Origin of the sequence: Robertmurraya beringensis, from assembly GCF_042433785.1 — a bacterium.
In the GTDB taxonomy this organism is placed as follows: Bacteria; Bacillota; Bacilli; order Bacillales; family Cytobacillaceae; genus Robertmurraya_A; species Robertmurraya_A beringensis.
On record NZ_JBHLUU010000102.1, the window covers coordinates 18,008 to 32,431 of the forward strand.

Sequence of the window (14,424 nt, forward strand, 5' to 3'; positions counted from 1 at the left end):
TGTCATGTCTCCTTAGACGTATTTTCAAGCACTGTGGACAATGATATTCGCTGGGCTTGCCATCATGTTGACTGTTCTTGGATTTAACTTAATGGGGGATGGTTTACGAGACGCACTAGACCCTCGAATGAAGAACTAACAAAAAGCAGCTGACAAAAATCAGCTGCTTTTTCCTATATTAATCTTGAATCTCCTCGAAATTCACTTCATTGACTTCTTTATGATACGAATGGAAACTGTTAACGAGAACATCTAGATGCTCTAACGTTTCGTCGTACTCTACCATAGCGGAAACGACTTGCATTGTATGAAAAAAGACATTATCGTTTTCGTGCTCATTCAATTTATCTTGTTGAGAAAGAAATAAATTAAATAGATCTTTTCTATTCAAACAGAAATTGCCTACCTCATGATTTGGTGGCATTTTTCCTTTGCCGGCAAATCGGTACATGATTTGTTCATGAGAATCAATTAAACAATCAAGTTGTTGCTGAAGTTCTAATTTAAACTCATCTGGTAGTTGAGAAAGTTCATTTTCATATCGATGAAGCCTTTTTAATACATTGAGTGCTCGTTTGGTTGTCGAAATCATTTGACGATAAATGACCAGCTTCCTAGCCTTTACAATATCATTCTTCTTAAAATAATTTCGATCTTCCTTATATAAAATATATAACTGATCGAGTTTAATCACCATATCCTTTAATTTTTCAATATCATTCTTTAGCAAATGATGATCAGAAGCGTTTCTTGTGTTCATTCGTATCCAGCGGGTGATTTCATCCATCATATTAGATGTTTTAAAGAAAAGCTTATTTTCATATTTAGGTGGTAGAAATACTAAATTAACCATAAAAGCTGCGAATATTCCAAGCATAATGGTAGAAAATCGAATAATCGCGAATTCAATAAACGTATCACCAGGGTTTTCCATAATTGCGATAATGGTAACAAGTGCAAGTGGAATGGTCTTTTCTATATTTAATTTAAGATTGATAAGAATCACAATAATAGCTGCCAGCCCAATGATAACTATGTTATTTCCAAGCGTTAATACAAATAATACCGCAATTACGGCACCGATTAAATTTCCTTGTGCTTGTTCAATAATCGTTAAATAAGATCGGTATACGGTGGGTTGTAAAGCAAAAATTGCAGCAATTCCGGCGAAAACAGGGGAAGGTAATTGGAAAACCTCCGCAAGAAACAAAGATAAAACAATTGCAATTCCCGTCTTAAGAATGCGGGCGCCAAGCTTCATAAGTAAATAATTCCTTTCCTACTACTGATAAGTTTTAATAACAATAATGTACTATACAGTGATTAAAATGTAAGTTCAAGGGTTATTTATATGATTTTTTATATATTATATGATATTTATGCAATATTATTTTGTAAGCTTTTATTACAAAAAAAAATGCCCACAGAAAGGGGCATTTTTTTGTACAAGCTCTATTAAAAATCACTCTGTAGAAACCGATGGATCGGCTTGCTCTTTTACTGGTATTGCTTGAACGAAGTGCTGTTCAGGTTGTTTTAAAAGCTCAGCAAGTTGATTAGCTTCTTCTACTTGACCTTGCTCTTGAAGCAATGCAACATATTGACCTAGAAGTTCCTTGATATCTTGCTTGCCTTCTTCTGATAAATTCGTGATAGAGATTTTGGCACCTTTAGCAATTCTTCGTTGTAACGCTTCTTTTGTTAAGCCCATTTCTGGCTGATGTCTTAGGTAAACAACTCCACCAGTCATACCTGCACAAATCCATGGTCCTGGATCACCAAGAACAAGGCCGCGGCCATTTGTCATGTATTCGAAGGCAAAACCTTTAATATTTGCTCTTGCTCCGATATTTCCATTTTCAACAGTTGGAATTGGTTTCGTTATTTGACCACCAATAATGATATCTGCACCAGATAGACGAATTCCAGCACGAGCATCGGCATTTCCTTGTGCAACTAAAAGACCATGCTGTGCTCCGTATCCAAACCCTTTACCAACGGAACCGTTCAAGTACTTGCCGTTTTTCCCTTGAGCTTTAAAGATAAGGATTTTTCCACCCACAGATGTCTTACCTGTACCGTCTTGTGCGCCACCGTTCACTTCAATACTGATTCCATCGCTGTTATAAGCACCTAAGCCGTTTCCAGGGATAGAGCCTTTTTTGTATTTCAACTGAACAGGAGGTAGATTGCGGTATGATCCATCTAAGCGACCACGTACGCGGTGACAAGATACTCGGCTACCTAATACTCTTTGTTCAGATGTAACACTGTGGAACTCACGAGATTGGTGTAACTCATCAACGCTTGCATCTAAATACTCTGCACCAACAGCAACTTGGAGCTGCTTTTCCTCTGCAGTAGCTGCAGCTTCCTTATGATGAAGCTGACCAATTTCAAGTGGCTTTAACAAATATGTTAAGTTCAGTTGATCTTGACCCTTTGTTTGCTCAAGTAGATCAGAGCGACCAACGATGTCTTGAAGATTCTTTACTCCAAGTGATGCAGTAAGCTCTTTCAGCTCATTGGCAAATGCTGTGTAAAAGTTTACAATCGCTTGGACTGCTAAGTCAGATTGTCTAGGAACGAAACGTCTTAAACCATGTTCTTTAGCTTGTGCTTCAGAATCAATTTGTGTCGCAATTCCAACGTGACATGTATCTAGATGACATCCACGACAAGTGGTACATCCAATAGCAATCATGGAAAGTGTTCCGAAACCAATACGGTTAGCTCCAAGAAGCATGACCTTAATGACGTCTTGAACACTCTTAATTCCACCGTCAGCCCAAAGCTCTACATGATCTCGCAGTCCTGCTTCAAGAAGGGCGTTGTGAGCTGCTTTAACACCGATTTCTACTGGAAGACCAACATGTTGAAGGGCATGAATTCTTGCTGCACCTGTTCCGCCGTCAAATCCACTTAGGGTAATAATATCTGCTCCAGCTTTTGCAATCCCAACGGCGATGGTTCCAATGTTTGGTACAACAGGAACTTTTACAGCCACTTTTGCTTTGTCATTAGCTGTTTTTAATTCATGAATCATTTGTGCCAAATCTTCAATGGAATAAATATCATGGTTGTTCGATGGCGAGATTAAGTCAGAACCGATCGTTGCATTACGTGCTTCAGCAATTTTTGCAGTAACCTTTGATCCAGGTAAGTGACCACCTTCACCAGGCTTCGCACCTTGACCAATTTTAATTTCCAGTAGGTTAGAAGAGTTTAATAATTCAGCGTTAACTCCGAAACGACCGGAAGCTACCTGCTGTCCACGTGTACGTGGATACTTACCAAGCATATCCTTAATCTCTCCGCCTTCACCATTTAAGCTGACCATGTTAAGTCGATCTGCACCTTCAGCATAAGCGCGGAAAGCAATCTCATTTTGAGAACCGAATGACATCGAAGCGATAACGAATGGAAGATCATGATCTCCTACTTTTAAGCTAACATCTGCTGCTTTCACAGTAGACTTTACTTTCTTTAAACTTGTTAAGTGACGAATCGTAACTGGATTCTGCTCTTCTTGTTCAGAGATTTTCTCCTTTAATGGAGTATAGTCTCCGGTGGATGCAACTTCTCCAATTGCTTTCCAAATACGTGGGAAGAGATTGAATGTTTTTCCGATTCTTTCTTTTTCATTATGATAGTCAGTGGCTCTTGCAATGGCATCTTCTTTTAGTGTTGCAAAATTATGCACAGATTGTTCAGAACCAAAGAAATTAACGACTTTAAGTGCGTTTGCAATTTCATCATTTAAGCCGATTGCAGAGAACAGGCGGCTATAACCACGTAGCTCATGGATACCAATGGTAGAGATAACCTTCTCAAGGCCTTTTGTAAGGGCGGAGTATAGGTTCACCAATGGCTTTGTTGATTCATCATATACAGTGATAAACATATAGTAAGGGCTAATTAAGTCTGCTCCTAGACCAAAAGCGACAATCACATCATGTAATGAACGGATGGAAGCAGAACGAAGGAGAAGGGAACAATTTCTTCTAACCTCTGCTTTTACAAGTGCTTGATCAATAGCAGACGTTGCTAAATGAGGATCAAGCCAAAAATGACCATCATGATGTGCATGGTTATCGTCAAGGACTAGAAGTGTTTTTCCGCTATTTACAGCTTCAACAGCTTCAGATTGTAGTCGAGATAGTGCTTCAGCAACTGTCTCATCCGTCTTAATAGTTGTTGAAATATAAGCTACAAGCTTTTGTTGTCCAAAATGGTTCGTTAATTGATCATAGCTAGGTTGATTTAGTTCTTTACTAATCTCATAACCAGCTGATCCTTCTATTAAAATAGGAGTCGTTAATTCTACTACATTTCCTTTTTTATTGCTTGTGAATAAAGAAGGTCTTTGGCCAATTATGACGCGAGTTGAGAAGTGTTCGGTTTCACGATCACGGTCGATTGCTGGATTGGTAACAACCGCAACACTCTCTTTAATATAGTCAGCCAGATTTTTACGCTCAGGATTTAGAGAAGCCAATGGTGAGTCATGGCCCAAAGAACGAATAGGCTCTACACCTTTTTCAGCCATCTGTTCTACTAACTGAACGTGGTCACGCTCCCAGCCAAATGCTTTGTATTGTCCGTTGTGTAATTTTGTTGGGTAGTTCATTGAGATATTTTTATCAAGAGCTGGTGTATCAAGACGTACTCTCGCATCCTTAATGTCGCAACGCTTAGAAAATCTTTCGTATACAGCAGCTTGGTAATCATCATGCTCATAAAGCTTTAATGTGTCGCCATCCCACTTGAAACCTACTTTTTCACCTGGTGCTAATGGCTTTGGTTCATTTACATATTCACTTGATGGAATAATTCCTGGTTCTGAAGAGAACAGGTATGACGTTTCTGTCTCAAGCATCCATAGTGGACGTAATCCAAGGGCATCCACACTAAATGCTGCTTCATCACCAAAACGAGAGACAATTCCAGCAGGGCCTTGTGCGAAATGTCCCCACGCCTCACGCATATAAGTATATAAATCTTGTAAATGTTCAGGGTATGATTTGATTTCGTTCACGATTGGAGGGAAGACTAGATCAAGTGCCTCAAATAGTGAGTATCCATCACGACAAATCAACGTCTCCATTGTTCTACTTAAGTCTTGTGAGTCACTACCATCTTTTACAAGAGGTACACCGATTAATCGAGCTTCGTCTCTTAGCTTAGCAATGGTGTTAATTTCCCCATTGTGTCCAAGTACGCTGAAAGGTTGAACACGGAAAAAGCTAGACAATGTATTAGTTGAGTATCGGTTGTGTCCCAGTGTCATAGTAGAAGCAACAATAGGATTTGCTAAGTCAGCATAGTACTTAGGTAGAATATCACCAGCACCCATTACTTTATATACAGCATGGTATTGGCTTAAGGATGCTACATGTACATTTTCATTTTTTTCAAAATCGATAATCAGATTAAAAAGCTTGTTAGAAAGCTCATGACCTGAAACATCTGCTAAAGCAGCAAACTGCCAGAACACAGGATTTTCTTGAATCGCAATAGGTCCTAATGCAGAAGAATTGGTTACTTCGTCTGATTCTAATACAATAGTAAAATTTGAATCCTTTAATTTAGCGATCAAGTCAGTTTTAATTTCTTCAGGAGTGTGCTTACTACTAATGAAGATATGACCTACGACAAAGTTGTCATTGTCAACGATGCTTTCGTCAGCTCCTGCATTAGTTAGCTTTTCTTTCCATAATGCTGTAGGAATATCGATGTGAATACCTACTCCATCGCCTTCTCCGTTAATAAATCCTGCTCGGTGATTCATGGTGACAAGTGCGTTGATACAATTAAAGATATTCTCTCTTGTAGGCTTATTTGATTTTTCTAAGCTCGATACAATACCGCATGCATCATGCTCTTCGCGGTAGAACTCTTTAAATAAAGAAGGGGTCCATTGTTCTGTCATACTTTTCGGCTGATCGGGAATATTTGGTCCCTCAAAAGCCGTTTCACCTCCTGATCAAAGATCTATTTGTAAAAACGAATTTAAAATAATTGCGGATACAAGCGTTGGTTTAACGAGTCAGTGTTTTAAAGGTGGGGTTAACTTACCTTGATCTTTACCTTCTTTGGGAAGGAACACTGGCTACAAGAACGGTCGAACATAAAACAAAATTGCTTAATTTATAATATCATATGAATTTTCAGAAATCAATTAAATATGCAAAAAGTTGGATAGGGAGAAAGGAAAAAATATTGGAAATTTATAGCCTTATACTAGCTATGGAAACGTTTTCAATAAGTAAAAATTAAAAAACGGAACTTTTGTAAAGTTCCGTAATGTATAAAAATATGAATAATTATTCGCTCTTTAATAACTCAAATGCATTATTAACCGCAAAAATGGTTGCTTCAATATCGTCTTTTGTATGGGCAATTGTAATAAACCATGCTTCATACTTAGAAGGTGCTAGATTAATTCCTTGGTGAAGCATATGCTTGAAAAATCTACCGAACATCTCTCCATCAGTGTTTTCAGCCTGTTCGTAATTAAATACTTTTTCATCCGTGAAATAAATGGTTAATGCTCCTTTTAATCGGTTAATGGTGATAGAGATGTTGTGTTTTTCCGCTGCTTGTAAAATTCCTTCCTCGAGCACGGCACCTAACCCGTCTAAATATTCATACACTCCATCTTGTTTTAAAACTTCTAAACAAGCAATTCCTGAAAGAATTGATGCGGGGTTACCTGCCATCGTACCTGCTTGGTAAGCAGGACCTAATGGTGCAACCTTTTCCATAATTTCTTTTTTACCTCCATAGGCGCCGATTGGAAGCCCGCCACCAATAATTTTTCCTAATGCGGTTAAGTCTGGTTGGATTCCTAATAAATCTTGTGCACCACCGTACATAAAACGGAAGGCGGTAATTACCTCGTCGTAAATAACAAGAGCCCCTGCTGCATGAGTTAAATCATTCACTTGTTGTAGGAATCCTTCTACTGGTTCAACAATTCCGAAGTTGCCGACTATCGGTTCAACGAGAACAGCTGCAATTTCATCGCCCCATTTTTCTAAAGCTACCTTAAATGGTTCTATATCATTAAATGGAACAGTAATGACTTCTTGAGCTATTGACTTTGGCACACCCGCTGAATCCGGAGTGCCTAGAGTAGATGGTCCTGATCCTGCAGCAACAAGAACAAGATCGGAGTGTCCATGGTAACAACCAGCAAACTTAATGATTTTATCTCTCCCAGTATAAGCGCGAGCAACACGGATGGTCGTCATAACCGCTTCGGTTCCAGAATTGACAAATCGAACCTTTTCTAAGTTTGGCATGGCTTCTTGAAGCATTTTTGCAAACTTTACCTCATGAGGTGTAGGGGTTCCATATAGTACACCAGATTCAGCGGCTTTTTTTATGGCTTCCGTAATATGAGGGTGTGCATGTCCAGTGATAATGGGACCATAAGCAGCTAAATAATCAATGTATTGGTTGCCGTCAACGTCCCAAAAATATGCACCGTTGGCTCTTTCCATAACCACTGGTGCACCGCCACCGACGGCTTTATAAGAACGGGAGGGGCTATTCACCCCACCAACAATAACCTCTAATGCTTCATTATGTAATCGTTCAGAATTCGTAAATTGCATGTTATTCCTCCTAGTTAAATCGAATGACCTTATTTTAGCATGTTTTTTTCATTTTTCATCTTCGCGAATTTTTCAGATAAGTGTATTTGGTTGAGATGAAGTAGTGGTTTGGGTACACTAAGATTTGTGTTTGATAGATATGGAGGAAACAAGATGAAAAATGCTATTGAAGTAAATGGGTTAAGAAAGGAATTTAAATCGTATTCTTCACGTTCGGGTCTAAAGGGAGCGTTTAGAGACTTATTTTCGAGAAATTATAAAGTGCTTCGTGCCGTTAATGATATTACCTTTACCGTTAAGCAAGGAGAAATGGTTGGTTATATCGGTGAGAACGGTGCTGGTAAATCGACAACAATTAAAATGTTAACTGGTATATTAACACCTACTGCAGGTGATGTGTTAGTGAATGGTATGAATCCTCATAAAGAACGGGAGGCTTTTGTTCAGACAATTGGTGTAGTGTTTGGTCAGCGCTCCCAGCTTTGGTGGGATATTGCCGTTCAAGAGTCCTTTCGTTTATTAAAAAAGGTATATAAAGTTTCTGATGAAGAGTATGACCGTCACATGGGACATGTTATCCGAACACTGGATATTGAACCACTACTAGATAAGCCTGTTCGAAAGTTATCATTAGGCCAACGGATGCGTTGTGAGCTTGCTGCTGCTCTCATTCATAATCCACCATTATTATTCTTGGACGAACCAACCATCGGACTAGATGTACTTGTAAAATTAAAAATTCGTGATTTCTTAAAGGAAATAAATGAGAAATATAATACCACCATCTTGTTAACCACTCATGATTTAACAGATATTGAAGCACTTTGTGACCGTGTCGTTATGCTTGATGAAGGTCATATTATTTACGATGGAGCGTTAAAAGATTTAAAAGAAACATGGGGTGAAGGAAAAGAGGTTCAATTTCAATTTTTAGAGGGTGTTGATCTTGCGGTTTTAGAGAATGTAACACGTGAGCTACCTGTCAAATGGGAGTTAGAGGAAAAAGAACAGCTTTTTACTGCCTATACGACTGATGAAGCGAATGCTGTCTCAGATTTAATTGCCACAGTTATTTCTTCCTTTCAAATAAAAGATGTGAAGATTATGGAGGTTTCAACTGAAGAAATTATCCGTAAGATTTATGAGAAAGGTGAAGTATAGGATGGATAAGTATATTGAGATGATCCGAATAAGATTCTTAATGATGTTAGCGTACCGTACAAATTATTACACAGGTATTTTAATTTATAGTATTAATATCGGCGCCTATTATTTTTTGTGGAAAGCAATTTATGGGGGAAAGGAGACAATTGAGGGCTTGTCGGTTCTCCAGATGACTACTTATGTTGCGGTCGCTTGGATGGCTCGGGCATTTTATTTTAATAATATTGACCGTGAAATGGCTATGGAAATAAAGGAAGGAAAGGTAGCTGTTGAATTAATTAGGCCTTATAATTATTTGACGATGAAGACGATGCAGGGGTTAGGTGAAGGCATCTTCCGTTTATTTTTCTTTTCTGTCCCTGGAATGCTTATCGTTTCGTTGGTTTTTCCCATTCGATTTTCAGCAGATATATACACGTGGGCTCTCTTTTTTGTTTCCATTGTCCTAAGTTTTTTAATAAATACTCAAATCAATTTATTAACAGGAATGACTACTTTTTTCTTATTTAATAATACAGGTCTCATAAGAGCAAAACGGGTTATTATTGATTTGTTTTCTGGACTTTTATTACCGCTCAGTTTTTTTCCTCAGGGAATTCAAGACGTACTTAAGTTTCTCCCTTTTCAAGGAATCAGTTATGTGCCAAGCATGATATTTACAAATGGGTTCTCCTTTAGTGAGACCTTACAGGCAATCATGCTACAAGGTTTGTGGGTGTTAATCTTAATTGTTCCGATACAGGCTCTTTGGATATTAGCCAAGAAAATGCTTGTCATCCAAGGAGGGTAAAAGAATGTTTTATTTACAAATGCTTGCACAATATATTGGTCAATATCTGAAAACTAGACTTCAATATCGTTCAGACCTAGTTGTAGAACTAGTATCAGATTTGCTTTTTCAAGCGGTAAATTTAATTTTCATTATTGTTGTTTTTGGACATACCGATTTTTTAAACGGCTGGAGTCGGGATGAGATTATCTTTATTTATGGATTCTTTCTTGTTCCATTTGCATTATTCTCATCCTTCTTTAATATTTGGGATTTTAATGAGAGATATATTGTAAAAGGAGAGCTCGATAGAATCTTAACTCGACCTATACACAGTCTGTTTCAAATTGTCCTTGAACGTATGGAATTGGAATCTCTATTTGGCGCGATTACAGGTTTTGTGGTTATGGCATATGCTGGTGCTCGACTTGGACTTTCTCTAAATTGGTACGACCCGATTTTGTTTTTAGTTTTTGTAATAGGTGGAGCTCTTGTGTATGCAGGTGTTTTTATTCTTATCGCCTGTATTAGTTTTTGGGCGGATGCTAGAACTTCCATAATGCCAATGATGTACAATATTGGTAATTATGGAAGGTACCCGGTAGATATTTATAACACGGTAATTCGCTTTGTGCTCACATGGATCCTACCTTTTGCATTTGTGGGAGTTTACCCAGCAGCGTTTTTCTTGAGAAGAGAAGAATGGTATGTGTATTCCTTTTTGACCCCTGTTATCGGAGTGGTGTTTTTTGCGATTTCCGTATATGTATGGAATGAGGGAGTTAAAAGATATCGAGGAGCTGGGAACTAAAGACCGTGTACATGCAGTCATAACCTAATTGAGAGGTGCGTATAGTAAAGTGAGGGAGTTCATTTGAAAAGAGGATAAGAATATGATTTTTTTTCTGTCATTACTAATTATTTTCGTTTGTCTTTTTATGAGCTTACGACTGCTATTTGTCCCTAATAAAATAAAAGGGAAACAGGTGTCCTTCGAAAATTTTCTCTTTCTTGCCTTTATTTACGCCACAGTAACCATTGGGTTTGGCTTGTTATATCTATTATTAGAAATACATGGTCACGATGTCTTGCTTGAAACGAACCAAGCAGATAATTCCTTTCATTATATAGAGGGATTAGCAACAAGTATTTATTTCAGTGCCATTACACTCTTCTCAGTAGGGTATGGTGATATATCGCCAGTTGGGATCGCGCGGGGGATTGCGGTGTTTCAAGCGCTAATAGGATATACAATTCCCGCTGCCTTTGTAGCAAGAGCAGTCATTGATATGGAAAAGAACTAAATACGCCACCGCCAAAGTTGTATTTTAGTTGTAAGTTAGATAGGCTAACTGTATATAAATATTGGAGGGGTATATATGGGAGTATTAGGAAAAGCAGCTCCGGATGTAGCATTGCCTGCAAGTAATGGAGAGACTGTCCGTCTCTCAGATTTTAAGGGGAAGAATATTGTGTTGTATTTTTACCCAAAGGATATGACGCCTGGCTGTACGACACAAGCTTGTGATTTTCGAGATCAGCATGAAAGTTTTGCTGACTTGAACGCTGTTATTATTGGCGTAAGTACAGATCCGATGAGTAGACATGAAAAATTTATTAATAAATATGATCTTCCATTTCTATTATTAGCAGACGAAGAACAAAAGTTGTCAGAGGCATTTGGTGTGTGGAAGCTCAAAAAAAACTTTGGCAAAGAATACATGGGAATTGAGCGGTCAACCTTTATTCTTGATGAAGAAGGAATCGTTGTGAAGGAATGGAGAAAGGTGTCTGTGAAAGGTCATGTGGAACAGGCATTACAATTCTTAAAAGAAAAAATTACAGCCTAATTTTCTATATAAAGGCTATTGTCCATTCAAATAAACAAGTAGTGAATACATTATATTAGGGCATACCTCCTCAGATACTTTTTAACAGGCTAATCATAGCCTGTTTTTTTTATGTGTGTGCTAGTCATTCTTTTGAATAAATTGAAATATCAACTACATACATATAGTAATAAGAGGAATTAACTAAAGAGGTGGGGTATGAAAATCTATACTAGATCAGGTGATAAAGGAAAAACATCGTTGCTTTATGGTGAACGTGTAAAGAAAAGTGATCTAAGAGTGGAAGCGTATGGAACATGTGATGAAGCGAACTCAGCGATTGGTCTTGCCTTAAGTCTTTTGGTTCTAGATGATCAAGAAGCAGAGAAGGATATAAAAGTTGCACTTAGTCATGTACAAACGACTCTTTTTTATGTTGGAGCTGAACTTGCTACACCAATAGGAAAGAAAGTGACGAGCGCAGTAACAGAAGAACATGTAAGGGAACTCGAGATGTGTATTGATTGGTGGGATGAGAAGCTAAAAGAATTGAAAAATTTCATCTTGCCAGGGGGGAATGCTTCGGCCGCAGCCCTTCATATGGCACGGACAATTGTAAGGCGGGCAGAAAGGTGTGCAGTAGATATTGAACAAGTAAACCCGATGATAATTGCCTATTTAAATCGCCTATCTGATTTGTTATTTGTCGCAGGAAGATATGTGAATAGTAAGAAAGGTATTAATGATATTCTAGTTAATATAAAAGAATAATTATTTATCATTTACACTGCAGGAATATTGACAAAGTATAACACATATTAGTACACTAATTGTAAATATTATAAAGTAATAATTTTTACTAGGAAAGAGGTGCATGGCGGTGTCGCATCAATTGAAAGAAGCACTTGACACGTTAAAAGAAACTGGAGTCCGTATTACTCCCCAGCGTCATGCGATACTTGAATATTTAATAAACTCCATGTCACACCCGACTGCTGATGATATTTATAAAGCTCTTGAAGGAAAATTCCCTAATATGAGTGTGGCTACAGTTTACAATAATTTACGAGTATTCCGCGAGGTTGGACTTGTAAAAGAACTTACTTACGGTGATGCATCAAGTAGGTTCGATTTTATTACAACCCATCATTATCATGTGATCTGTGAAAAGTGTGGAAAGATCGTTGACTTCCACTATCCGGGTCTTGATGAAGTAGAACAATTAGCATCTCATGTTACAGGATTTAAAGTAAGTCACCATCGAATGGAGATTTACGGAACTTGTCCTGATTGCGCAATTAAAGAAGCTCATTAAGCGAAAAAGACGGAAATAAAAAAAGCTGACTTACATGTCAGCTTTTTTGCTGTTTTTACGGTTGTATTTTTCATCAAATTCCTTACCAGTTAAGCTCGGATCAAGTGTAAGCGGTTCGTTGCAATACATACACATATCCACTCGGCCTAACACCTTAGTGGTTTTCTGGCAATTTGGACAAACTACCTGAACGGTCTTCGTAGATAACATTCCGATCCAGAAATACACCACCGTACTCGCAATAATTGATAAAAGCCCAAGAAGCATAAAGAAAGTCATAACTAAGGGAGCATTTCTAAAAAAGATTCCTATATACATAATGATGAATCCAATAAAAATTAAGCTTAGCGCAAAAGTACGGATTTTGTTAATTTTGCTAGAGTATTTACCCATTTTTATTCCCTCCTAAAAGCTAAATATATCATACCATTATTGAAGAGATAAATATATAATAAGGAGGTCTGTGTCGAAATTTGACTTTTTATTTTGAAGGAGTTTTATGTTCGACGTCGAAATTATAGCCTATCAAGAATTGGGAGGAATTCCTATGGAAGACTTTCTCCGTCCTTTATATCAGGAACGGGCAAGCCAAGCGAACACACTTGGTGTCTTATTTATAGAAAAGAAGCAAAAATCCATTCCTACTACAGATACGTTTGATGCTGTTTTACTTATTGTTGTTAAGGAAGCGGAACAAGCGGTTTTTATTAAGCATTACACCTATGAACATAAAAAAGCTGCTTTACATGTTGTAACAGAAGCGCAAATTAATGAGTGGATTCTTCTCGGTACCAATCGTAAAATTTTTGATTGGTTTTATAACGGGAAAATTCAATTCGATCGTAATGAGTACCTTTATAATTTGAAAAAAGAGCTTATGGAATTTCCTTTCTATGGTAGGAAGGTAAAGATGGGACTCGAGTTTGCAAGACTGATTCGTCGCTATATGGATGGAAAGGCCTTCTTTGAAAATAAACATCATTTAGATGCATATAATCATGTGGTTCACTCTCTTCATCATTTAGCAAGACTTGCTGTAATAGAAAATGGCTTTCATCCTGAAGTGACTGTATGGCATCAGGTAAAACAAATTGAACCTGAAATTTTCAAATTGTATTCAGAGCTTGTAACGAGTGAAGAATCAATTGAGAAAAGGCTCGAACTATTATTTTTAGCAAGTGAGTTCCTTATTCATTCAAGAACGAAAGTAGGCGTTATGCATCTTCAAGAAGTCTTAGCACAAAAGGACATTTGGGCGTTCCAAGAAATCTTGAGTCATAATGAGCTGAAGGAATACTCGGTAGACTTAAGTATGTTATTAGAGTACTTAATAGAAAAAGGATATATTGAGGTTGTTAATCAGGAAACAAAGGGGCAAGGTGTTTTTCATAGAAATTATAAAGTTGCTGAAAAATTATCGTAAAAAAACATGATTTTTCTGTTGACCTGAGGTTGGATTCTTGTTATATTAATATCCGTCGCTACGAAATGTCGCTAAAATCAATTTGTAGCTGACGGAAATGTTTTTGAAAAACAGTGTTGACACGATATAAACGCTGTGATATATTAATAAAGTCGCCTCTGAACGAGACGATAATAATTGTTCTTTGAAAACTAAACAAATCATACGTCAACAAAAATGATTAGTGTTGAAAAATACACTAGCCAACGTTTTAACTTTAAGAGCTAATCTTACTCTTTATTGGAGAGTTTGATCCTGGCTCA

At 37.5% G+C, this 14,424-nt stretch carries 12 protein-coding genes and 1 pseudogene; 9 read left to right on the plus strand and 4 right to left on the minus strand.

The genetic code is table 11. The features are described 5' to 3' along the window. Positions 1-25: 25 nt before the first annotated feature. Positions 26-139 (plus strand): annotated as a pseudogene (locus ACFFHF_RS14385) (ABC transporter permease); the annotation flags it as partial. 39 nt (positions 140-178) lie between these two features. Here the strand turns inward: ACFFHF_RS14385 and ACFFHF_RS14390 are convergent. The 3 genes from ACFFHF_RS14390 to ACFFHF_RS14400 form a co-directional block, all read right to left on the minus strand. Then, entirely contained in the window at positions 179-1,261 is a 1,083-nt protein-coding gene (locus ACFFHF_RS14390) for an FUSC family protein (protein WP_160548974.1), read from the minus strand. Positions 1,262-1,462: 201 nt separating this feature from the next. Next, the gene (locus tag ACFFHF_RS14395; RefSeq protein ID WP_160548973.1) at positions 1,463-5,932 is read right to left on the minus strand and encodes a glutamate synthase-related protein; all 4,470 of its coding nucleotides are present in this window, start codon (positions 5,930-5,932) and stop codon (positions 1,463-1,465) included. A gap of 394 nt (positions 5,933-6,326) precedes the next feature. Next, on the minus strand, positions 6,327-7,622 hold the full coding sequence (locus ACFFHF_RS14400) for a glutamate-1-semialdehyde 2,1-aminomutase (RefSeq protein WP_160548972.1): 1,296 nt from the start codon (positions 7,620-7,622) through the stop codon (positions 6,327-6,329). Between the two features lie 153 nt (positions 7,623-7,775). On the opposite strand from ACFFHF_RS14400, the gene ACFFHF_RS14405 reads away from it, so the two are divergent. The 7 genes from ACFFHF_RS14405 (at position 7,776) to perR (ending at position 12,699) form a co-directional block, all read left to right on the plus strand. Next, the gene (locus ACFFHF_RS14405) at positions 7,776-8,783 is read left to right on the plus strand and encodes an ATP-binding cassette domain-containing protein (RefSeq protein WP_160548971.1); all 1,008 of its coding nucleotides are present in this window, start codon (positions 7,776-7,778) and stop codon (positions 8,781-8,783) included. A 1-nt stretch (position 8,784) separates the two neighbouring features. After that, positions 8,785-9,576 (plus strand): ABC-2 family transporter protein, encoded by a 792-nt coding sequence (locus tag ACFFHF_RS14410; protein ID WP_160548970.1) that lies wholly within the window; start codon positions 8,785-8,787, stop codon positions 9,574-9,576. Positions 9,577-9,580: 4 nt separating this feature from the next. Further along, complete coding sequence (locus tag ACFFHF_RS14415) at positions 9,581-10,366, plus strand: ABC transporter permease (RefSeq protein WP_160548969.1); 786 nt, start codon at positions 9,581-9,583, stop codon at positions 10,364-10,366. A gap of 82 nt (positions 10,367-10,448) precedes the next feature. Next, positions 10,449-10,859, plus strand: coding sequence for an ion channel (locus ACFFHF_RS14420; protein ID WP_160548968.1), 411 nt, complete (start codon positions 10,449-10,451; stop codon positions 10,857-10,859). Between the two features lie 75 nt (positions 10,860-10,934). After that, the gene (gene bcp / locus ACFFHF_RS14425) at positions 10,935-11,405 is read left to right on the plus strand and encodes a thioredoxin-dependent thiol peroxidase (protein WP_160548967.1); all 471 of its coding nucleotides are present in this window, start codon (positions 10,935-10,937) and stop codon (positions 11,403-11,405) included. A gap of 198 nt (positions 11,406-11,603) precedes the next feature. Beyond that, positions 11,604-12,155: a cob(I)yrinic acid a,c-diamide adenosyltransferase gene (locus tag ACFFHF_RS14430; RefSeq protein WP_160548966.1), complete on the plus strand. Its 552-nt coding sequence runs from the start codon at positions 11,604-11,606 to the stop codon at positions 12,153-12,155. A gap of 103 nt (positions 12,156-12,258) precedes the next feature. Then, positions 12,259-12,699 (plus strand): peroxide-responsive transcriptional repressor PerR, encoded by a 441-nt coding sequence (gene perR, locus ACFFHF_RS14435; RefSeq protein WP_119707042.1) that lies wholly within the window; start codon positions 12,259-12,261, stop codon positions 12,697-12,699. A gap of 30 nt (positions 12,700-12,729) precedes the next feature. On the opposite strand, the gene ACFFHF_RS14440 is transcribed toward perR, so the two are convergent. Beyond that, positions 12,730-13,092, minus strand: a complete 363-nt coding sequence (locus tag ACFFHF_RS14440) for a DUF2614 family zinc ribbon-containing protein (RefSeq protein WP_160548965.1) — start codon at positions 13,090-13,092, stop codon at positions 12,730-12,732. Positions 13,093-13,246: 154 nt separating this feature from the next. On the opposite strand from ACFFHF_RS14440, the gene ACFFHF_RS14445 reads away from it, so the two are divergent. After that, positions 13,247-14,122, plus strand: coding sequence for a nucleotidyltransferase-like protein (locus tag ACFFHF_RS14445; RefSeq protein ID WP_160548964.1), 876 nt, complete (start codon positions 13,247-13,249; stop codon positions 14,120-14,122). Positions 14,123-14,424: the final 302 nt, after the last annotated feature.

Bases quoted from the DNA above. Each gene is read 5' to 3' on its own strand.
- ACFFHF_RS14390 (WP_160548974.1), bottom strand. From the start codon at position 1,261: ATGAAGCTTGGCGCCCGCATTCTTAAGACGGGAATTGCAATTGTTTTA.
- ACFFHF_RS14395 (WP_160548973.1), bottom strand. From the start codon at position 5,932: ATGACAGAACAATGGACCCCTTCTTTATTTAAAGAGTTCTACCGCGAA.
- ACFFHF_RS14445 (WP_160548964.1), top strand. From the start codon at position 13,247: ATGGAAGACTTTCTCCGTCCTTTATATCAGGAACGGGCAAGCCAAGCG.
- ACFFHF_RS14405 (WP_160548971.1), top strand. From the start codon at position 7,776: ATGAAAAATGCTATTGAAGTAAATGGGTTAAGAAAGGAATTTAAATCG.
- perR (WP_119707042.1), top strand. From the start codon at position 12,259: ATGGCGGTGTCGCATCAATTGAAAGAAGCACTTGACACGTTAAAAGAA.
- bcp (WP_160548967.1), top strand. From the start codon at position 10,935: ATGGGAGTATTAGGAAAAGCAGCTCCGGATGTAGCATTGCCTGCAAGT.
- ACFFHF_RS14415 (WP_160548969.1), top strand. From the start codon at position 9,581: ATGTTTTATTTACAAATGCTTGCACAATATATTGGTCAATATCTGAAA.
- ACFFHF_RS14420 (WP_160548968.1), top strand. From the start codon at position 10,449: ATGATTTTTTTTCTGTCATTACTAATTATTTTCGTTTGTCTTTTTATG.
- ACFFHF_RS14400 (WP_160548972.1), bottom strand. From the start codon at position 7,622: ATGCAATTTACGAATTCTGAACGATTACATAATGAAGCATTAGAGGTT.
- ACFFHF_RS14440 (WP_160548965.1), bottom strand. From the start codon at position 13,092: ATGGGTAAATACTCTAGCAAAATTAACAAAATCCGTACTTTTGCGCTA.
- ACFFHF_RS14430 (WP_160548966.1), top strand. From the start codon at position 11,604: ATGAAAATCTATACTAGATCAGGTGATAAAGGAAAAACATCGTTGCTT.
- ACFFHF_RS14410 (WP_160548970.1), top strand. From the start codon at position 8,785: ATGGATAAGTATATTGAGATGATCCGAATAAGATTCTTAATGATGTTA.